13 protein-coding genes are annotated in these 19,297 nt (G+C 66.4%); 6 read left to right on the top strand and 7 right to left on the bottom strand.

Annotated features, from left to right (window positions below; all coding sequences use genetic code 11):
* Nucleotides 1-6: 6 nt before the first annotated feature.
* The 4 genes from ACQY8M_RS17120 to ACQY8M_RS17105 all read right to left on the bottom strand — a co-directional run bounded on the left by ACQY8M_RS17120 (nt 7) and on the right by ACQY8M_RS17105 (nt 5,815).
* Complete coding sequence (locus ACQY8M_RS17120) at nt 7-1,740, bottom strand: PASTA domain-containing protein (protein ID WP_428674333.1); 1,734 nt, start codon at nt 1,738-1,740, stop codon at nt 7-9.
* Between the two features lie 362 nt (nt 1,741-2,102).
* On the bottom strand, nt 2,103-3,347 hold the full coding sequence (locus ACQY8M_RS17115) for a Zn-dependent hydrolase (protein WP_428674331.1): 1,245 nt from the start codon (nt 3,345-3,347) through the stop codon (nt 2,103-2,105).
* 30 nt (nt 3,348-3,377) lie between these two features.
* Nucleotides 3,378-5,432 carry a sensor histidine kinase gene (locus ACQY8M_RS17110; protein WP_428674329.1) on the bottom strand — a complete coding sequence of 685 codons (2,055 nt, stop codon included), beginning with the start codon at nt 5,430-5,432 and terminating at the stop codon, nt 3,378-3,380.
* A complete protein-coding gene (locus tag ACQY8M_RS17105) occupies nt 5,429-5,815 on the bottom strand; it encodes a response regulator (protein ID WP_428674327.1) in 387 nt (128 codons plus the stop codon). Before ACQY8M_RS17105 ends, ACQY8M_RS17110 begins: the two co-directional genes overlap by 4 nt.
* 150 nt (nt 5,816-5,965) lie before the next feature.
* Here ACQY8M_RS17105 and ACQY8M_RS17100 point away from each other — a divergent pair, with 150 nt between their 5' ends.
* From ACQY8M_RS17100 to ACQY8M_RS17090, 3 genes are all read left to right on the top strand, one after another.
* The gene (locus ACQY8M_RS17100) at nt 5,966-7,120 is read left to right on the top strand and encodes an efflux RND transporter periplasmic adaptor subunit (RefSeq protein ID WP_428674325.1); all 1,155 of its coding nucleotides are present in this window, start codon (nt 5,966-5,968) and stop codon (nt 7,118-7,120) included.
* Between the two features lie 6 nt (nt 7,121-7,126).
* Complete coding sequence (locus tag ACQY8M_RS17095; RefSeq protein ID WP_428674323.1) at nt 7,127-10,294, top strand: efflux RND transporter permease subunit; 3,168 nt, start codon at nt 7,127-7,129, stop codon at nt 10,292-10,294.
* Nucleotides 10,295-10,410: 116 nt separating this feature from the next.
* Nucleotides 10,411-11,964: a phospholipase D-like domain-containing protein gene (locus ACQY8M_RS17090; RefSeq protein ID WP_428674321.1), complete on the top strand. Its 1,554-nt coding sequence runs from the start codon at nt 10,411-10,413 to the stop codon at nt 11,962-11,964.
* Between the two features lie 195 nt (nt 11,965-12,159).
* Here ACQY8M_RS17090 and ACQY8M_RS17085 read toward each other — a convergent pair whose 3' ends face one another.
* Nucleotides 12,160-13,725 carry an ABC transporter substrate-binding protein gene (locus tag ACQY8M_RS17085; protein ID WP_428674319.1) on the bottom strand — a complete coding sequence of 522 codons (1,566 nt, stop codon included), beginning with the start codon at nt 13,723-13,725 and terminating at the stop codon, nt 12,160-12,162.
* Between the two features lie 119 nt (nt 13,726-13,844).
* On the opposite strand from ACQY8M_RS17085, the gene ACQY8M_RS17080 reads away from it, so the two are divergent.
* Together ACQY8M_RS17080 and ACQY8M_RS17075 are read left to right on the top strand one after the other, a co-directional pair.
* Entirely contained in the window at nt 13,845-15,164 is a 1,320-nt protein-coding gene (locus ACQY8M_RS17080; RefSeq protein ID WP_428674317.1) for an LLM class flavin-dependent oxidoreductase, read from the top strand.
* A gap of 119 nt (nt 15,165-15,283) precedes the next feature.
* Nucleotides 15,284-16,861 carry an ABC-F family ATP-binding cassette domain-containing protein gene (locus ACQY8M_RS17075; protein WP_428674315.1) on the top strand — a complete coding sequence of 526 codons (1,578 nt, stop codon included), beginning with the start codon at nt 15,284-15,286 and terminating at the stop codon, nt 16,859-16,861.
* Nucleotides 16,862-16,881: 20 nt separating this feature from the next.
* On the opposite strand, the gene ACQY8M_RS17070 is transcribed toward ACQY8M_RS17075, so the two are convergent.
* Together ACQY8M_RS17070 and ACQY8M_RS17065 are read right to left on the bottom strand one after the other, a co-directional pair.
* Nucleotides 16,882-17,748 carry an SDR family oxidoreductase gene (locus ACQY8M_RS17070; protein ID WP_428674313.1) on the bottom strand — a complete coding sequence of 289 codons (867 nt, stop codon included), beginning with the start codon at nt 17,746-17,748 and terminating at the stop codon, nt 16,882-16,884.
* Between the two features lie 30 nt (nt 17,749-17,778).
* Entirely contained in the window at nt 17,779-18,168 is a 390-nt protein-coding gene (locus ACQY8M_RS17065) for a hypothetical protein (protein ID WP_428674311.1), read from the bottom strand.
* A 176-nt stretch (nt 18,169-18,344) separates the two neighbouring features.
* On the opposite strand from ACQY8M_RS17065, the gene ACQY8M_RS17060 reads away from it, so the two are divergent.
* A complete protein-coding gene (locus ACQY8M_RS17060) occupies nt 18,345-19,295 on the top strand; it encodes an NAD(P)H-dependent flavin oxidoreductase (protein WP_428674309.1) in 951 nt (316 codons plus the stop codon).
* The last annotated feature ends 2 nt before the right edge of the window (nt 19,296-19,297 follow it).

Here is a 19,297-nt window from a genome sequence, read left to right as displayed (position 1 = left end):
TCAACGCTACTTTACCTCTAGTGTCAGTTCCCTCTGTGCTGCCGCAGGTGGTATGGCACTGTCAGTAACCGTAACTGTGAACTTGCCCTTCTGTGGTGCTGCCGACGACGTGCCGCTGATGGTTCCTTTCGAATCCAAGTTGAGGCCATCAGGCAATGACGACCCAGGTACCATCGACCACTGCAGCGGAGGTTTTCCGCCTTTGGCCTGTAACGCCGTTGATGGATATGGCTTCGTCACCGCGCCATCGGGCAAGGAGAGCTGAACGACCTCCAAAGCAGCCCTTATCTCGATTGCAACCTCCTTCTGAGCGGTGACAGAGGTTGCGGCACTGTCGATTGCGGTGAGGGTGATAGTATTGCGCCCAGCCGCCTTCGGCGTGCCGCTGATAATTCCAGAGTCAAGCGTCAGACCCGCCGGCAAAGACGTAACTGACCATTTGAGTGGAGGACTTCCGCCTTTGGCTTGCAACATTGTTGGTGAATAAGCGGCGCCGACCATGCCATCAGGTAGCGTATTCGTGGCAATTTCCAAAGGAGGCTTTGAACCAGCATCTGCGCCGAAGTAAAAGCCGACGATTGTACCCAGAATACCGATTAGCAATGTTAGTACTTGCTTGCCTCTGTCGAAGCGCTTGTCGTCGTCGGCGCTCGACGTAGAAATTACAGTCGATAGAGCCAAAATAAGCGCGACGACTACGGTCGTAACCGCAAAAAGAAATGTTATTACGCCTCTGGCGACTTCCTTGTTTGCCAAGCGGCCAAGTATGTTTCCTGACTCTTGTGCCAGAACATATACAACCAACCCCGTAAGGGCCAGACTGACCAAGCCAAAAAGCAATTGCGGCAGGTTCACCAACAAGATCGCCCAAAGGCTTCTCTTCGACCCGGCTGAAAGTACGAGCGCCACAGGCGTCCCCGGCTTGACCATGGCTGTGGCCGGTGGATTTATACTGATTACGCCCCCGGCGGGAACCACGTCACTGTACGCCGTACTCACCGTGCCAATCGTGAGGCCCGCGGCTTTCAAGACCGTCTCCGCAGCCGCCTGAGTCAGGAGTGTCACATCGGGAATATCCGCATCAGCCACGGTGGCAGGCCCAGCCGAAAACACCAGCGCCACCGGCGCACCAAGCTTAGCCTTGGCTCCGGCTGCCGGATCAGTGCTGACGACCGCGTTGGCGGGAACTGTGTCGCTAGTCGCCGTCCTCTCCGCTCCGATTGCAAAGCCGGCGGCTTTCAGCGCCGCCTCGGCTTCCGCTCGCGTCTTGCGCGTCAAATCGGGAACTACCACGTCGTTGTCTGCCGTTGCCTTCGGCCCAGCCGAAATCGCCAGTGCCACGGGCGTCCCCCGCATAACTTTGGTTCCGGCCGGCGGATCGGTGCTGACGATGAGGTCGACGGAAACTGTGTCGCTATTCGCCGTGCTCACGGCTCCGACTACAAGACCGGCGCCTGACAGCGCCACATCCGCTTCCGCTCGCGTCTTCCGCGTCAAATCGGGAACTTCCACGTCGTCGTTTGCCGTTGTCTTCGGTCCAGATGAAAGCACCAGCGCCACTGAGGTCTTCTGCTCGATCTTGGTCCCGGCTGCTGGATCCGTGCTGACGATTCGGTCGGCGGGTACTGTATCGTTATTCGCCGCGCTCACGGCTCCGATTACAAGGTCAACGGCAGTCAGCTCCACCTCAGCTTCCGCTCGCGTCTTGTCTGTCAAATTGGGAACTTCGACGATTGCCATTTCCCCATCCCCCACGAAAGCCTCATGGCGACGCAGGCAAACCCGCCTGTGTAGCAATGCGGAACTATAAGCTCCACCACCGCAATTACAGGGCTGCTCGCGATGGTGGAATACTGTCACAGGCAGAATCTGCTTTAAATAGAAAAAGTAGTTCACGTCACCCCAAGCATTGGAGCGCAGCCCTGGCCGGCCGGCGACCACCACTACGTCACCACGCTGGATGCGGTTACACGGCGCGAGGTTCGCGATCTGATCTTGTACACTCGCCGCACTGCAACGACGGCGGCTCGTCAAGTCGGCGGACGCGTCCACCTCACGCAACGAACGTGTTCAAGTCGGCTCACGAAGCTCGCCACCGGCGATCAGCGATTGGCGCGCGCTACAGCGGCGTTCAACAGGAGATTCGCGCCCGGCACCGAACGGACGAGCTCGATATCTTCCTTCACGTTGTGGCTGATGCCCTCGTGGCACGGCGTGAAGATCATAGCGGTCGGCGCCATGGTGGCGACGGCATAAGCGTCGTGGCCGGCCTGGCTGCGCATCTCGCGGTACGGCAGGCCGAGTTCCTTCGCCGTCGTGCGCAAGAGGTCGATGCACTCGGGCGCGAACAGCTCGCTGCCCCAGCTCCAGCCTTCCACCACCTCGATCTCGACATTGGCCTTCTGCGCTGCCGCGTCGATCGCGGCGCGGATATCCCGTCCCATCGCCTCGAAGCGCACCTGGTCGATGTGGCGGTAGTCGAGCGTCAGCTTGACCTCCTCGGCATAGGTGCCGGGCAGGTTGGGGAAGCTCTCGATCCGCGTCGTCGTAGTGCGGCCCTCGTCGGCGGCGTATGCCAGCCCGACGTCGTTTACCGCCCCGATCACGTAGCCCGCGCCGACCAGTGCGTTGCGCCGCATCGCCATCGGCGTGCCGCCGGCGTGGCCAGTGTCGCCCTTGATCGTGAGGCGAAGCGCCTTGGTCTTGTAGCCGCCGACCACAATGCCGACATCGACCTTCTCGCGGTCGAGGGTGGGCGCCTGCTCGATGTGGAGCTCGAGATAGGCGTCGAACGCGCGCTTGCCGAGCGGCTCTGGCCCGGCATAGCCGATCGCGTCGAGCGCCTTCTCGACCGTGATGCCGTCGTCGTCCCTCGTCGCCAGCACATCCTTCAGCGCGATCACGCCCGCGAACGCCATCGAGCCCATCATCGGCGGCGCGAAGCGGCCGCCCTCCTCGTTGGTCCAGCAGATCACCTCGATCCCGCGCTTGGTCGTAATGCCACGGTCGTTCAGGGTGCGCACGACTTCGAGGCCGCACAGCACGCCGAGGATGCCGTCGTAGCGGCCGCCGCAGATCTGGGTGTCGAGATGGCTGCCGATCGCGACCGGCGCCAAGGAGGGATCGCTGCCGGCGCGGCGGGCGAAGATGTTGCCCAGCCGGTCGATCTCGACCGTGCAGCCCGCCGCCTTGGCCCAATCGATGAACTGGTCGCGCATCTGCTTGTCCTCGGCCGACAGCGCCAGGCGGCGCAGGCCGACATCGCGGAACCTGCCGATCTCGGCCGAGCGCTCCAGCGTCTCCCACAGACGTTCGGGATTGATCTCGAGCACATTGGTGGCAGACACGGGCGGACTCCTTCGGTTCGTCGACGCACCCTAGCAAGAATGGGGCTGGGCGGCGCGCGCCGGCACGGGAAAACGGATGCGGCAGCACAGGCCCTCGGGCGCGAATTCCGCGTCGAGCTCGCCCCTGATCTGCGCTGCGCTCGCCGCCAGCAGCCGCGAGCCGAAGCCGCGGTGCTTCGGCGGCGCCACAGGCGGACCATCACGCTCCCGCCAGATGAAATCGACACTGAGCCCCGCGCCGCCCTGCGTCTCTGCGGGCGCGACCGTCCAGGAAATCCCGACTCTGCCGGCATCGGTGGAGAGCGCGCCGAATTTGGCGGCATTGGTCGCAAGCTCGTTCAGCATCAGGGCGAGCGTGATGGTAATGCTCGCCGGCAGCTCGACCGCATCACCCGATATGTCGATGCGGCCGGCCTGGGTGGTGAAGGGCTCGAGCACGGCACTCACGACCTTTTGCAACGGCGCGCCCTGCCACGCCGTCTGGGTGAGAAGGTCATGGGCGCGCGACAGCGACATGATCCGCTCGCCGAAGGCACGGCTGAATTCCTGCGGATCGGGCTTGCTGCGCTGGGTGTGCTGGGCCAGCGACTGGACGATGGCGAGCGTGTTCTTGACCCGGTGATTAAGCTCGTCGAACAGCAGCCGCTGGCGTTGCTCCGCAGCCTTGATGTCGGTGATGTCGACAAGCACGCCGACCACGCGCAGCGCCTTGCCGGCGGCGTCGCGCTCGACCTGGCCGCGGTCCATCACCCACCGCACCTCTCCGTCGGGCCGGCGGATGCGGTAGGTGAGCTGGTACTTATGCTCCGAGGCGAGGACCTGCCGCTTGCGCCGGGCAACCTCCCTGCGGTCGTCCGGATGTACGAAATCGAGCGCCGAATCGAGGTCGCGGTCCTCGCCCGGTCCGGCGCCGAGGATGTGCCGGATCTGGGGTGAGCGATACACGCGGTCGTTAACGGCATCGTACTGGTGGGCGCCGAACTGTGCGACATCGGCCGCCGTGCCGAGCAGCTGTTCGCTGTAGCGCAACGCGGTGCGGCTTTTCTCCAGCTTCTCCGCGGCCTCGCGCAGCGCCCGGTTGACGGCGTTCACCTCGGCGATACGTGTGTCGCTCACCTCGACCGGATCGCCATGGCCGACGGCCGCCGCCGCGCGGGCCGTCGCGCCGAGCGGTCGCGTAAAGCTCGCACCGAACACATAGGCGGCGACGGCGGTCAGCAGGATCACCAGCTCCGCCGCCGCTCCCCACAGCCACAGCAGCTCACGGGCCCGCGCGTCGACCAGCCGCACCGGAAAGGAGACACGCACCGTCCAGCCGGCCAATGCCGGCTGGCCCGTAGCCGCCAGGATGCGCTCGCCGTCGAGGCTCAGGTCCTCGACGACCTGGCCGTGTCGCTGCCCACGCCAACGGTCCGGCACCGCTTTGCCGAGCCATCGCTCCTGTCCGCGCGTAAGCGCCAAGATCACACCCTTGCGGTCCCAGATCTCGGTCGTCCAAGCGTCCTCGAGATGCTGGTCCTGCAGCAGGTCGAGCAGGTCCTCCGGCAACAGGCCGAGACTCATCACATAGCGCAGCCCGTTGTCGTCGGCGATTGGGATGGAGACGTTGTAGACTGGATGGCTGGCGGCCAGGCTGGTGAACAGATCGGAGACGACCGGCCGCATCGTCCGGCGCATGCTCTCGATCATCGCGGGATTGCCGGTGAAGGCAGGTGCCGTGCCGTGCGGCACGAAGGTGTTGACGAGCTGGCGGCCCGCCGCGTCGGTCAGCACGAGATAGTTCCTGCCGAGGCTTGCCTTGGCCTGGTGATAGAAGCCCGGCCAGTCCTCGGCTGCGAGCGTAGGAGCAGTGGCGAGCGTCCGCAGCACGGCAGTCCGGCGCTCGATGTCGCGATCTATCGCAGCCGTCAGGCCGTCGAGTTCCCGGCCGATCAGCCGCTCGAGCCGCCGATGCTCCTGGATGGCAGAACGGTAGAACATAGCCCCCAGCAACGCGAGCAGCGGCACGGCGATGATCGCCGCGAACAGCACCAGATGCAGGGCTGCCGGCCAGGCGCGAGAGGGCTTCCTGCCAGCCGGGCTCATCCCGGCGGCTCCGCCCGTCCGAGGGCCTGGAGAATGCCCTGCGCGAGTCCGGTCGACTGGAACGGCTTGGCAACACGAACGACGTTGTCGGCTGCTCCCGGCGGCGACGGCGGCAGCGACGAGGCCTCGTAGCCGGTGACGAAGACGATCGGGATACCGCGCGTGGCGAGGATGTGGGCGACGGGATCGATCCGCGTGCCGCCGACATTCACGTCGAGCAGCGCGACGTCGACCACCGTGTCCCTGGCAAGGCACAAGGCCGCCTCGACCTGCTGGACGGCGACGACGACCTGGCATCCCAGGTCGGCGAGCATGTCCTCGAGCGTCAGCAGAACGAGCGCCTCGTCCTCGACAACGAACACCCGCAGGCCCGCCAAATCCAACCGATACTCCCGATCGCCGCCGACTGTGAGATCGCGGTGCCCGGATGGTATAGGCGCCCGTTCCCACAGGAAAGGGAGCCGAAGCACGAGCCATGTAGTCATGTAGCGCCGGATGCGCTATCGCTCGGTCGGTTTGGAGAGTGTCACTGCATGCGTAGCCGCGCCTACACCGGCCTGATTGCCCTTTCGTTGCTGGCAGCGATGCTGGCTGGCTGCAAGCCGGAGAACAAGTTCATCGCTCCGCCCACGCCCGAGATCGCGGTCGCTCCGCCGCTCCAGCAGAAGGTCACTCCCTTCATCGAGCTGACCGGCAACACGGCAGCGTACAACAACGTCGATCTTGTGGCGCGAGTCGAGGGTTTTCTGGTTGCGATCGACTACCAGGACGGCAGCCCCGCCAGGAAGGGGGACCTGCTGTTCCAGATCGACCCCTCGACCTATGAGGCTCAGGTGAAGCAGGCGGCGGCCCAGCTCGCCGCGGCCAAGGCACAGCTCGTGCAGTCGACGGCCGAGTTCAACCGCCAGGAAACGCTGCTGCGCCAGAACGTGTCGGCCCAGAACACCTTCGACATCGCCAAGGCCAAGCGCGACTCGGACGCCGCCAACGTCCAGAACCAGGAGGCCAACCTCACGATTGCGCAGATCAACCTCAGCTACACCAAGGTTACCGCGCCATTCGACAGCGTCACCACGCGCCACCTGATTTCGGTCGGCGAGGTGGTCGGCAACGGCGTCAACACCAAGCTCGCGACCAGCGTCCAGCTCGATCCGATGTACGTCACGTTCAATGTCAGCGAGCAGGATGTGCTGAACATCCGCGCCAACCTCAAGGATCGCCGCCTGAGCCTCGAGGAGATCAACAAGGTTCCGCTCGAAATCGGGCTGATGACCGAGGAAGGATTTCCGCACAAGGGACACCTCAATTATGTCGCCCCCGACATCGACACCAACACCGGCACCATCCTGATGCGCGGCCTGTTCGAGAACCCCACTCTCGCGCTGCTGCCCGGCTTCTTCGTGCGCGTGCGCCTGCCGCTCGGCCTCGGCGCGAAGGACGCGCTGCTCGTGCCGGATCCCGTCATCGGCGAGGACCAGGCCGGCAAGTACCTGCTGGTGGTCAACAAGGACGATACGGTCGAGCAGCGGCGCGTCACCACCGGAATGCTGCTGCCCGGCAGCCTGCGGGTGATCGACAAAGGGCTGACCGCCGACGACCGGGTCGTGATCAGCACCAACGGGCGGGCGATCCCAGGCCGAAAGGTCATCCCCAAGCTGACGACCATCGCCGCTGCGGCCGCGAAGTAGCCGGCCATGAACATCTCGAAGTTCTTCATCGACCGGCCGGTGCTGGCCAATGTGCTGGCGATCGTGATCGTGCTGATCGGCGGCGTCGCGGCCTTCAACCTGCCGATCGCGCAGTATCCCAACATCGTGCCGCCGACCGTATCGGTGACGACGACCTACCCCGGCGCGTCCGCCGCCACCATCGTCAACCAGGTCGCGCTGCCGGTCGAGCTGCAGGTCAACGGCGTCGAAGGCATGATCTACATGCAGTCGACCAGCACCGACACCGGCACGTACTCGCTCATCGTCACCTTCGAGATCGGCACCAATCTCGATTTCGCGCAGGTGCTGGTGCAGAATCGCGTGAGTGCCGCGCTCGCCTCGCTGCCGGCATCGGTCCAGGCACAGGGTCTGACGGTGCAGAAGAAGTCGACCTCGATGCTCGAGATCGTCTCCCTGTACTCGCCCGACGACCGCTACAAGAGCCTGTATCTCAGCAACTACGCGACCATCAACCTGGTCAACGAGCTGGAGCGCGTGCCGGGCGTCGGCAACGTCACGGTGCTCGGCGTCGGCACCTATTCGATGCGCATCTGGCTCGACCCGATGAAGCTCTACACCTTCGGCCTCTCGCCCGGCGAGGTGATCAATGCCGTGCAGTCGCAGAGCCAGCCGGTGACGGCGGGCCAGGCCGGCACGCCGCCTGCCGACAAGGACCAGAGCTTCCAGTACACGGTCGACATCCAGGGCCAGTTCGACGCGCCGGAGCAATTCGCCAACATCGTCGTCAAGGCCGCGAGCGGCAACGGCGGCCGCATCCTGCGGCTGAAGGACGTGGCCCGGGTCGAGCTCGGCGCCCAGACCTACGCCACGGACTTCAATGTCGACGGCAAGCCGGCCGCTGGCATTGCGATCTACCAGACGCCCGAGGCGAACGCGCTCGCCGTCGCCGCCGCGGTGCAGAAGAAGATGGAGGAGCTGAAGCAAGCCTTCCCGCCCGGTCTGGCCTACGATATCCCGTTCGACACCACGGCTTTCGTCCGCACCTCGATCCACGAGGTGTTCATGACCCTGTTCGAGGCCGGCATCCTGGTGCTGGTCGTGATCGTCGTGTTCCTGCAGGACTGGCGCGCGACACTGGTGCCGGCGACCACGATTCCGGTCACCATCATCGGCACCTTCGCCGCCATGGCGGCGCTCGGCTTCACCATCAACCTCTCGACCCTGTTCGGCATCGTGCTGGCGATCGGGATCGTGGTCGACGATGCGATCGTCATCGTCGAGGGTGTGTCGCGCCACATCGAGCGCGGCATGTCGGCCCACGACGCGGCGGTCAAGGCGATGCAGGAGCTGATCGGGCCCGTGATCGGCATCACTCTGGTGCTGATGTCGGTGTTCATCCCGGCCGCCTTCGTGCCCGGCCTGACCGGCCAGATGTTCGCCCAGTTCGCCCTAGTAATCGCCGCCACCGCCTTCATCAGCGCGGTCAACGCAGCGACGCTGAAGCCGACGCAGTGCGCCAGCTGGCTCCGGCCGTCGGTGCCGCCGGAGAAGCGCAACATCTTCTTCCGCACCTTCAACGCCGGCTACAGCAAGGTCGAGCATGCCTACGCGCGGCTGATCGGCGCCATGGTCAGGCACGCCATCCCGATGGTCCTGCTCGCGCTGGTGCTGGCGGGGATCGGCGGCTGGGGGGTCGCCCGGCTGCCTACTGCCTTCATTCCCAACGAGGACCAGGGCTATCTGATGATCGCCTTGCAAATGCCGGACGGAGCGTCGCTCGGCCGCACCGGCGCCTCGCTTGCCGAAGCTGCCCGCATCGCCCGGGCGACGCCCGGCGTGCGCAAGGTCGTCGCGATCACCGGCGTGTCGATCCTCGACAACATGTCGCAGCTCGCCAACGCCGGCGTCGCCTTCGTCATGCTCGACGATTGGGGCGAGCGCCTCAAGAAGAAGGACCAGGACCTGCGCTCGATCGCCCAAAGCCTCCAGCGACAGACGTTCGGCCTGCAGGATGGGCGCACCATCATCCTCGTCCCGCCGCCGATCCAGGGCATCGGCAATGCCGGCGGCTTCCAGATGCAGATCGAGCAGCGCGACGGCAGCTTCGATCTCGCCAAGCTGCAGGCCGCGACCGACGAGGTGATCGAGCAGGCCCGCACCCAGACCTCGATCGCCAACCCGTTCACCAGCTTCCGCGCCGGGGCGCCGCACATCGAGGTCGATGTCGACCGCTCTAAGGCCGAGAGCCTGAACGTGGCCGTGGGCGACGTCTTCTCCACGCTGTCGGCGTTCGTCGGCTCGGCCTACGTCAACAGATTCAACAAGTTCGGCCTCAGCCTGCAGGTCTACGTCCAGGCCGATTCGAAGTATCGCGCCCAGCCCGAGGACCTGCTCAAGCTCAATGTCAGAAGCTCAGACGGCAAGATGATCCCGATCGGCGCGCTGGCCCAGCTCAAGCCGGCGCGCGGCGCGGCGATCATCAGCCTCTACAATCTCTATCCCTCGGCTGCGATCGTCGGCTCGGCGGCACCGGGCTTCAGCTCCGGCGAGTCGCTGTCGCTGATGGACCAGATCGGCGCGGCTGCGTTGCCGCCGGGCACGACCTACGAATGGACGGCGATGTCCTACCAGGAGACGATCGTCGGCAACCAGATCGTCTATGTCTTCGTGCTGGCCATCCTGCTGGTCTATCTCTGCCTCGCCGGCCAGTACGAGAGCTGGATCGCGCCGCTCGGCGTGATCCTTGCGGTGCCGCTGGCGCTCATCGGCCCCGCGATCGCACTCGCCGCGGTCGGCCTGCCCAACAACCTCTATACCCAGATCGGCCTGATGCTGCTGATCGCGCTCGGCGCCAAGAACGCCATCCTGATCGTCGAGGTGGCACGCGAGGTCCGCATCCTCGAAGGCAAGCCGATCGCCGAGGCAGCGGTCGAGGCGGCGATCACGCGGCTGCGCCCGATCCTGATGACGTCGTTCGCCTTTATCCTCGGCGTCATGCCGCTGGTGACGGCGACCGGCGCCGGCGCCGCCTCGCGGATCTCGCTCGGCATATGCGTGGCCAGCGGCATGCTCGCCTCGACCTGCCTGGCCGTGCTGTTCGTGCCATCCTTCTTCACAGTCCTGCAGCGTTTCGAAGAGCGCCTCAAGGGCCCTAAAGCCCGGCCGGCCGCGGTCGCGCAACACGGGGCGTAACGGTCCTCCCGCCGCCCACGAGTGGGTCCCGCCGGTCTCGCTGCAAACCTCGTGCGCAAGCCGCAACCTGCCCGCCCCGTCGCCGTTTATGCACCGTGAGCCTGAGAGGCAGCGGGATGGTGGAGCCGATCGAAAGTCCGGCAATGGATGCCGCGGCGTGGCGCCGTGCGTCGGCCACGCGGGCGGCGCTGGTGGTGGACGCCGCCGATTATTTCGCGGCGGCGCGGCTCGGCATGCTGCAGGCCCGTCGCCGCATCATGCTGATCGGATGGGATTTCGACGCGCGCATCCAGCTTGCCGACTCTGCAACGCGCCTGCAGGGCGAACCGCGCACCCTGGGCGATTTCGTCCTCTGGCTGGTCGACAGGAATCCCGAGCTCGAGGTCTGCCTGCTGCGCTGGAACATTGGGGCCCTCCGCACCCTGTTCCGCGGCACGACGCTTTTCACCGTCATCCGCTGGATGGCCCATCCGCGCATCCACACCCGGCTGGACGCCGCCTCGACACCGGGCGCGGCCCATCACCACAAGATCGTGGTGATCGATGATCGCCTCGCCTTCTGCGGCGGCATCGACATGACCAGTAATCGCTGGGATACGCCCGCTCATCTCGACGACGATCCGCGACGCATCATGCCGAACGGCGTGCCCTACGGTCCGTGGCATGATTCGACCATGGCGCTGCAAGGTCCTGCTGCTGCCGCGCTCGGCGAACTGGCGCGCGAGCGCTGGCGCGAGGCGGGCGGCCATGCGCTTGCGCCCGTCCCCCCACTCTCTTCGGAATCGGGCGAGGCCGCGTCGTGGCCCGAAGGCCTGACTCCGCATTTTCGCCATGTATCGGTAACGATCAGCCGCTCGCGTCCCGCGACCGCCGGAGGGACAGCGATCCTCGAAGTCGAGGAGACCTTCCTTGCCGAGATCGCCGCCGCACGCCGCTACATATTTGCCGAGAGCCAGTACTTTGCCGCGCGCCGCATCGCGGAGGCCATGGCCGAGCGGCTGGCCGAGGCCGACGGGCCAGAGATCGTGCTGATCACGCCGGAACGAGCCCACGGCTGGCTCGAGCCGGTCGCCATGGATACGGCCCGCGCCCGCCTGGTCGAGGTCATGCGCCACGCCGACGCCCATGGCCGCTTCCGCCTCTACCACCCGGTCACCGCGGCGGGCCGGCCGATCTATGTCCACGCCAAGGTCCTGATCGTCGACGATCGCGTCCTGCATGTCGGCTCATCCAACATGAACAACCGCTCGCTGCGGCTCGACACCGAATGCGACGTCGTGATCGACGCCACCTCGACTGCCAACGCGCCCGCCGCCCCCGCGATCGGCGCAGCGATCTCGGGCCTGCGCGACCGGCTGCTCGGCGAGCATCTGGGGTTCGCGCCGGCGACGGTGCGGGCCCGCATCGAGGCCGAAGGTTCGCTGATCGCCGCCATCGAGGCGCTGCGCGGCGAGGGCCGGTCGCTACGGCCCTACCAGGTGCCCGCATTGAACGATATCGAGACCTGGCTGGCCGACAACGAGTTGCTCGATCCGGAGGGGCCGGAGGAAATCTTCAAGCCGCTGTCGCAACGCGGCCTGTTGCGCCGGCTGCGCTATCGCTTCCGTCGTCCGCGGGGTCGATCGACGCGTCACGGTATTCCGGACCACGAGCTTCCAGCTCGCTCGTGATTCAGTTCACATGTGCGTATGAGCGAACTGGAAGCTCGCAATCCGGAAGACAAAGAGATGCGTGAAAAAGCGAGGGGGCGCGTTCCGATGAGGGCGATCCGTTTGCATGCTACGCTTCGCCCGAGGTGATCGGCGTCAGTGAATCTCGCCGACGCGGTGATGCTGGTGCTTCTCGGGTTATAGTGCTTCGTGCTGTCATTTCTTGCTGATGTTCCACACCAGCGCGACCGGGGCAGGCAGCCAGCCGTCCAGGCGGTCCTTGCGATAAGCGCCGAAGCCGCGGGCCTGGCCGACGGGCACGTAGATGCCCTGCTCGATCACCCGATCGGAGATGGCAAAGCCCAGCGCCTTGCGCTTGGCGGGATCGGTCTCGTTGATGAATTCGGCGCGCAGCTTCTCGACCTCCGGATCGCACGGCCAGCCGAACCATGCCTTCTCGCACGACGCCGCGGCGAAGTTGCTGGTGCCCGGGTTGTCGACGTCGACGGTCGGGTTGGTGGTGAAGAAGATGTTCCAACCGCCTTTCGACGGCGGCTCCTTGCGGGCGCGGCGCGCGACCACGGTGTTCCAGTCCATCGCCTGGAGCTCGACCTTGAAACCGGCGCGCTCGAGCTGCTGCTTGGCGACCGGCTGGAACTGGTTGGACGACACGAGGTCAGTCTGGTGCAGCATGACGATCGGCGTGCCGTCGTAGCCGCTCTCCTTCAGGAGCGCCCGCGCCTTGTCGAGGTCGGGCTTGATCAGCAGGTCGCCGTACTCCTTGCCGTACGGCGCGCCGCAGATGAACGGCGCGTTGCAAACCCGATAGCGCTCCGGATCGCCGACTTGCGCGCGCTGCAGGTCCTCGATCGCCATGGCGTGCATCGCCGCCTGGCGCGCCTTCACATTGTCGAACGGCGGATGGAGATGATTGAACCGCATCATCCCCTGGCCGCCCAATCCATTGAAGCCGAACAGGGCGATGTTCCCGTCGGCGCGCAGCAGCGGCTGCAGGTCGGCGGGGGGCGCCTCGAGCAGGTCGATCTCGCCTGCGAGCAGCGCGTTGACCGCACTGTTGGCATCGGGGATGGCGATCCATTCGACCCGGTCGACCTTGACCACTTTGCCGCCGGCCATCATCGACGGCGGCTCGGCGCGCGGCCTGTACTTCGGATTGCGGACATAGACGACCCTCTCGCCGGCCTTCCACTCGTCCTTTTTGAAGATGAACGGACCCGAGCCGGTATAGTCGTCGATCTGTTTGTTGGGATCGGTTTCGGCGACGCGCCTGGGCATCATGAACGGCACGTTCGAGCCGATCTTGCCCAGCGCCTCGAGCACCAGGCCGAACGGCTCCTTCAGCACCAGCACGAACGTCTTCGCATCGACGGGCTTGAGCTCCGCCGTGGCGCGCATCAGGAGCTGACCGAAGCCGTCGCGTGCGCCCCAGCGGCGGATCGAAGCGATGCAATCGTCCGCCGTCACCGGCTTGCCGTCGTGCCATTCGAGCCCATCGCGCAGGGTGAAGGTCCAGGTCAGCCGGTCGGGCGAAACTTCGTAGTTCTCCACCATCTGCGGCTGGATCCTGAAATCGGCGTCGGTCGAGAACAGGACGTCGTAGACCATGTAGCCGTGGTTGCGGGTGATGTTCGCCGTGCTCCAGACCGGATCGAGGATCTTGAGGTCGGCGTGCGCCACCATGCGCAGCGTCGATTGCGCGAGCACTGGGAGCGGCACAGCGATAAGGGCCCAGAGAGCCGCTGCGAGGATCACCTTGCGCATGCATTGTCCCTTTCCCAGGCGGTGGCAGAGGCAACGCAAGGTCCGTGCCGGTACGGAGTTTGCTCTCTCTCGGCATTACCATCGCTCCCTCCCCCGTCTTCGGGGGAGGAACATGAACAATGAAGGGAGTTGAAGTCTTGGGAACGCCGCCACCTCGCCAGATGCATCTCGGCCTGTTCATCCTGGGGACCGGCAGCCATATCGCGGGCTGGCGCTGGCCGGGGGCGGTGACGGACTTTTCGGACCTGGGCGCGATCCAGCAGATCGCGCGCACCGCCGAGCGCGGGCGCTTCGACCTGATCTTCATGGGCGACAATCTTTATGCCGATCCCGGTTCGCACCCCTCCTACACGTTGCGGCTCGAACCGCTCACCATGATGGCGGCGCTGGCGACCACGACGAAGCATGTCGGCCTCGGCGCCACCGCCTCGACGACCTACGGCGACCCGTGGAGCACTGCCCGCGCCTTTGCCTCGCTCGACCATATCAGCGGCGGCCGCGCCGCGTGGAACGCCGTCACCTCCACCAATCCCGCAGCCGGTGCCAATTTCGACAAGCCGCTGCCCGAGCATGCCGAGCGCTACGAGCGCGCCGAGGAGTTCCTCGATGTCGTGATCAGGCTGTGGGACGCCTGGGACGACGACGCGCTGGTCGCCGACCGTGCGACCGGCGTTTATCTCGATCCGAAGAAGCTGCGCGCCATCGACCATGTCGGCCGTCACTTCAAGGTGAAGGGCCCGGTCAATATCGGCCGCGCGCCGCAGGGCCGGCCGATCGTGCTGCAGGCCGGCGGCTCGGCGCCCGGCCAGGCGCTGGCTGCGCGCACCGCCGATGTGGTCTTCACCGTGACCCAGGACATCGAGGAATCGAAGGCCGCCTACAGGGCGGTCAAGGAGCGGATGCCGGCCTTCGGCCGCACGCCCGATCAGCTCGCCATGCTGCCGGGCGTGATGCCGGTGGTCGGCCGCACCGACAAGGAGGCGCGCGAGAAGCTCGCGATCCTGCAGTCGTTCGTCGATTCGCGGAACGGCCTGCAGCTCCTCACCGACCGGCTGGGCTTCGACATGACCGGGTACGATTTCGACGGGCCGGTGCCGGAGCTGCCACAGACCGAGTTCAGCCAGACCTTCGCCCGCGTCCTGCTCGACAAGGCGCGGCGCGACGGCCTGACCCTGCGCGACCTCTATAACCTGAATGCCGCCGCGCGCGGCCATTGGGTGCTGTGCGGCTCGCCCGAGACGATTGCCGACACGCTGCAGCTCTGGTTCGAGGAGCGCGCCGGCGACGGCTTCAACGTCATGCCGCCCTGGTTCCATGACGGTTTCGACGACTTCGTCGATGGCGTGGTGCCGATCCTCCAGGAACGCGGCCTGTTTCGCCGCGAGTACGAGGGCACGACGCTGCGCGAACTTCTCGGGCTGGCGCGGCCGCAGCCTTGATTCGCGGACGCATCGCGATTAGGTAAGCGCCCGTCGCCAACCAACAGGAATGCACGCCGCAATGGATTTCCACCGGACTGTCCGCTCACCGCGCTCTGTCCTCGGGGAAATCCATCGTCATGCCTGCTTCCATCGTTCTGTCCGGTCTCTCCTGGTCCACGCCTGACGGGCGGCCGCTCTTCTCGCACCTCGATCTCGGCTTCGGCCCCGAGCGCACCGGCCTGGTCGGCCGCAACGGGGTCGGCAAGACGACGCTGCTGCGGCTCATCTGCGGGACGCTTCCACCGCATGCCGGCACGATCGCCGTCAACGGAACGCTCGGCCTGCTGCGCCAGTCGGTCCAGGACCGGCCCGGCGAGACCGTCGCCGATCTGTTCGGCGCGACCGGCGGGCTCGCACTGCTGCGCCGCGCCGAGCAGGGAACGGCGTCGGCGGACGACCTCGCCCACGCCGACTGGACGCTCGAAGCGCGGCTCGCCGCCGCTCTCGATCGGCTCGGGCTCGACGCACACGCCGGCACGGCGCTGGCGACTTTGTCGGGCGGGCAACGCACGCGCGTCGCGCTCTCCGCCCTGGTTTTCGCCGAGCCCGACTTCATCCTGCTCGATGAGCCGACCAACAATCTCGACCGCGGCGGCCGCGCTTCAGTGATCGAGCTGCTCGCCGGCTGGCGCGCCGGCGCGATCGTCGTCAGCCACGACCGCGAGCTGCTCGAAGCCATGGACGCGATCGTCGAGCTCACGTCGCTCGGCGCCACGCGCTACGGCGGCAACTGGAGCCACTATCGCGCGCGCAAGTCAGCCGAGCTGGCCGCAGCACGGCGCGATCTCGCCGATGCCGAGAAGCGGATCGACGAGCTCGCCCGCCGAACCCAGGCGAATGCCGAACGCAAGGCACGCCGTGACGGCGCGGGCCAGCGCAAGCGTGCGCGGGGCGACATCCCGCGCATCCAGCTCAACACCATGAAGGACCGCAGCGAAGCGAGCGGCGGCGAGGCAGCGCGGCTCGCCGAACGGCGACGCGCGCAGGCACTCGACGAGGCCGCCGAGGCGCGCGAGCGGATCGAGGTGCTCCAGCCGCTGTCTGTCGCGCTGCCGCCGACCGGACTTCCGGCCGGCAAGACGGTGCTGCGCATCGACGCGGCGAGCGCGGGCTTCGTTCCGGACCGGCCGGTGCTGCGCAATCTTTCGTTCGCCGTCGTCGGGCCCGAGAGGATCGCCGTCACCGGTGCCAACGGCTCCGGCAAGACGACACTGCTGTCGCTGCTCACCGGCCGACTCTTACCGCAACGCGGTACGGTACAGGTGATGGTGCCGCACGCGCTGCTCGACCAGACGGTCGGACTGCTCGATCCGGCCGTTTCGATCCGCGACAACTTCCGACGGATCAATCCGGACACCGGCGAGAATGCCTGCCGCGCCGCGCTCGCCCGCTTCATGTTTCGCGCCGATGCAGCGTTGCAGACCGCGGCAAGCCTGAGCGGCGGCCAGATGCTGCGTGCCGGGCTCGCCTGCGTGCTGGGCGGCCCCACGCCGCCGCAGTTGCTGATGCTCGACGAGCCAACCAACCATCTCGACATCGAGTCGATCGAGGCCGTGGAGGCCGGCCTGTGCGCCTATGACGGGGCGCTGGTGGTGGTGAGCCACGACGAGGCGTTTCTCGACGCTGTCGGGATCACGCGGCGGATCACGTTGTGACGTCCTGCGTGGGCAACCGTTTACAGGAACGGCCGCCCGCCGGTGACCGCGATTGTGGCGCCGGAGACGTAGCTCGACAGCGGATCGGCCAGCATCACATAGGCCGTCGCCAGCTCCGCCGGCTGCCCCGGCCTCTTCATCGGAACGTTGCTACCGAACTTGGCGACGGTTTCGGGAGGCATGGTCGAGGGGATGAGCGGTGTCCAGATCGGGCCGGGCGCCACCGCGTTCACGCGAATGCCCTTCTCCGCCAGCATCTGCGCCAGGCCGGCCGTGAAGTTGTGGATCGCACCCTTGGTCGTTGCGTAGGCCAGAAGCGTCGGGTTCGGGGCATCCGAGTTTATCGAGGCCGTATTGATGATCGCGCTGCCGGGCTGCAGGTGCGGCACCGCCGCCTTGGTGAGATAGAACATCGAATGGATGTTCACCCGGAACGTGAGTTCCCATTCCTCGTCGCTGATGTCGCCGATCTCCTTGAAGGTCGCCTGGTGGGCGGCGTTGTTCACCAGGATGTCGATGCCGCCGAGATCGGATATTGCCGTGTCGATCACCCGCCGGCAGTGCGCGGCGTCCTGCAGGTCGCCCGGCAGCAGCACGGCCTTGCGGCCGGCATCCTCGACCATCCGCGCGGTATCCTTCGCATCCTCGTGCTCGCAGAGATACGAGAGCAACACATCCGCGCCCTCGCGGGCATAGGCAATCGCCACTGCGCGGCCGATGCCGCTGTCGCCGCCAGTAATGACCGCCCTTCTGCCTGTCAGTCGCCCTGAGCCCTTGTAGGTGCTCTCGCCGTGATCGGGCACCGGCTTCATGCGGGACGTATAGCCCGGCATCTCCTGCTGCTGTTTGGGCAAGGGCGGCGTTAGGTGCGTACCGGCGTCGGGCATGGTCAAGGACCTTCGATGAGAGACAGTCCTTTAACGAAGGCGCCCCCGCCGCGTTGCCGCGCGCCAGGCGAGGAGGTCGAACAGCGTCACGCCGGTGACGGCGGCCAGCGCCACCAGTGCCTTGCCGCGTTGCGGATTGCGCGCGCGCAATGCAGGCAACAGCGTGGCGATTTCGAGCAGATCGCCGACGACGCGCCCTTTCGGCCCGGCCGGCCGGGCGACGGACAATGTCGGCATGTCGGCCATATCGCCGGGCCCGTAGATCCGGATCATGTCCGGGTTGCCCGGACCCGCTGCCTGTGAGCTCCGGCGCGATTCGAGAAGCTTCATCATACCTGCGGCCAGGCTGAGCCAGCCGAGTGCCTTTGCCAGCGGGTCGATCCCGGCCGGCGTTCTCTCTTCCTCCATCGACCTCGCCATGATGTCTCCCGCTCGATCCGCGGCATCACAACCCGCCAACGCGCCACAGGTTGCAGGGGATGGATGCCTTGGTCTTGGACCCGCCGGGCGTCGGCATCGTTGCGCCGGGCGAAATCGACTGGGACGCGCAAGTGAGGCGTTAGAGGCGCCGCCGCCGGTGTGCTAGGACCGTCCCCATGTTCGACGGCAACCGGGTCACCGCGCATACGCGCTCGCGCTATCCCATCTTCCAGTCACCGATGACCTGGATCGCTCGCGCGCCGCTGGTCACGGCGGTGTCGAAGGCCGGCGCCATGGGGCTGCTGGAGAATTCGATCCGCGACCTCGCGATTACCAAGAGCGAGTTCACCGCGATCCGCGCCGCGACCAACGCGCCGTTCGGCGTCAACCTGCCGATCCGCTACCTGCAGATGGACCCCGCCGAGGAGAAGGCGATCATCGACTGGCTGCTCGGCCAGGGGATCCATTTCGTGACGACGTCGGCGGGCGATCCGACGCGCTACACGAAGATGCTCAAGGCGTCAGGCGTCACCGTCTATCACGCCACCGCGACCCTGCGCGGGGCACAGAAGGCGGTCGATGCCGGGGTCGATGGGCTGATCGTCGAGGGCGCGGAGAGCGCCGGCATCCGCAATCCCGAGGAGGTCCATACCTTCGCGCTCCTGCAGGCGGTGCGGGAAAAGGTCGACGTGCCGATCGTGGCGGCGGGCGGGATCGTCGACGGGCGCGGCATGGCGGCGGCGTTCGCGCTGGGCGCCGAGGGCGTCACCATGGGAACGCGCTTCGTCGCCTCGTTCGAGAGCCCGGTCCATCCCAACTACAAGAACGCGATCGTCGCCGCCCCTTTGACCGGCACGATCATGACCGATAATCCGCCGCGCGCCCGCTCGCGTGGCCTGCGCACGCCCTATTCGGTCGAGGTCGCCGAGGGCAAGCGCGAGCGCCTGCCGCGCGGCGGCCTGATCGACATGCTCTATGTCCAGGGCGACGTCGACAACACCTCGGGTGCGGCGGGCGAGTCGGCGGGCCTGATCCATGAACTGAAATCGGTGCAGCAGATCGTCGACGAGACGATCGCCGGTTTCTGGCGCGAGATCGACCGGTTGGCGCGCCTTCGGCCGGCGTAGCA

The organism is Reyranella sp. (assembly GCF_965279465.1).
Classification (GTDB): Bacteria; Pseudomonadota; Alphaproteobacteria; order Reyranellales; family Reyranellaceae; genus Reyranella.
Note: the sequence above shows the minus strand (reverse complement) of the source record. Positions and strands in the feature narration are given on the sequence as shown.

What these genes read in the sequence shown, in the direction of transcription:
- ACQY8M_RS17110 (WP_428674329.1), bottom strand. Translation starts at nt 5,432, where the DNA reads ATGAGCCCGGCTGGCAGGAAGCCCTCTCGCGCCTGGCCGGCAGCCCTG.
- ACQY8M_RS17070 (WP_428674313.1), bottom strand. Translation starts at nt 17,748, where the DNA reads ATGCCCGACGCCGGTACGCACCTAACGCCGCCCTTGCCCAAACAGCAG.
- ACQY8M_RS17075 (WP_428674315.1), top strand. Translation starts at nt 15,284, where the DNA reads ATGCCTGCTTCCATCGTTCTGTCCGGTCTCTCCTGGTCCACGCCTGAC.
- ACQY8M_RS17085 (WP_428674319.1), bottom strand. Translation starts at nt 13,725, where the DNA reads ATGCGCAAGGTGATCCTCGCAGCGGCTCTCTGGGCCCTTATCGCTGTG.
- ACQY8M_RS17065 (WP_428674311.1), bottom strand. Translation starts at nt 18,168, where the DNA reads ATGGCGAGGTCGATGGAGGAAGAGAGAACGCCGGCCGGGATCGACCCG.
- ACQY8M_RS17080 (WP_428674317.1), top strand. Translation starts at nt 13,845, where the DNA reads ATGAAGGGAGTTGAAGTCTTGGGAACGCCGCCACCTCGCCAGATGCAT.
- ACQY8M_RS17120 (WP_428674333.1), bottom strand. Translation starts at nt 1,740, where the DNA reads ATGGCAATCGTCGAAGTTCCCAATTTGACAGACAAGACGCGAGCGGAA.
- ACQY8M_RS17100 (WP_428674325.1), top strand. Translation starts at nt 5,966, where the DNA reads ATGCGTAGCCGCGCCTACACCGGCCTGATTGCCCTTTCGTTGCTGGCA.
- ACQY8M_RS17095 (WP_428674323.1), top strand. Translation starts at nt 7,127, where the DNA reads ATGAACATCTCGAAGTTCTTCATCGACCGGCCGGTGCTGGCCAATGTG.
- ACQY8M_RS17090 (WP_428674321.1), top strand. Translation starts at nt 10,411, where the DNA reads ATGGTGGAGCCGATCGAAAGTCCGGCAATGGATGCCGCGGCGTGGCGC.
- ACQY8M_RS17060 (WP_428674309.1), top strand. Translation starts at nt 18,345, where the DNA reads ATGTTCGACGGCAACCGGGTCACCGCGCATACGCGCTCGCGCTATCCC.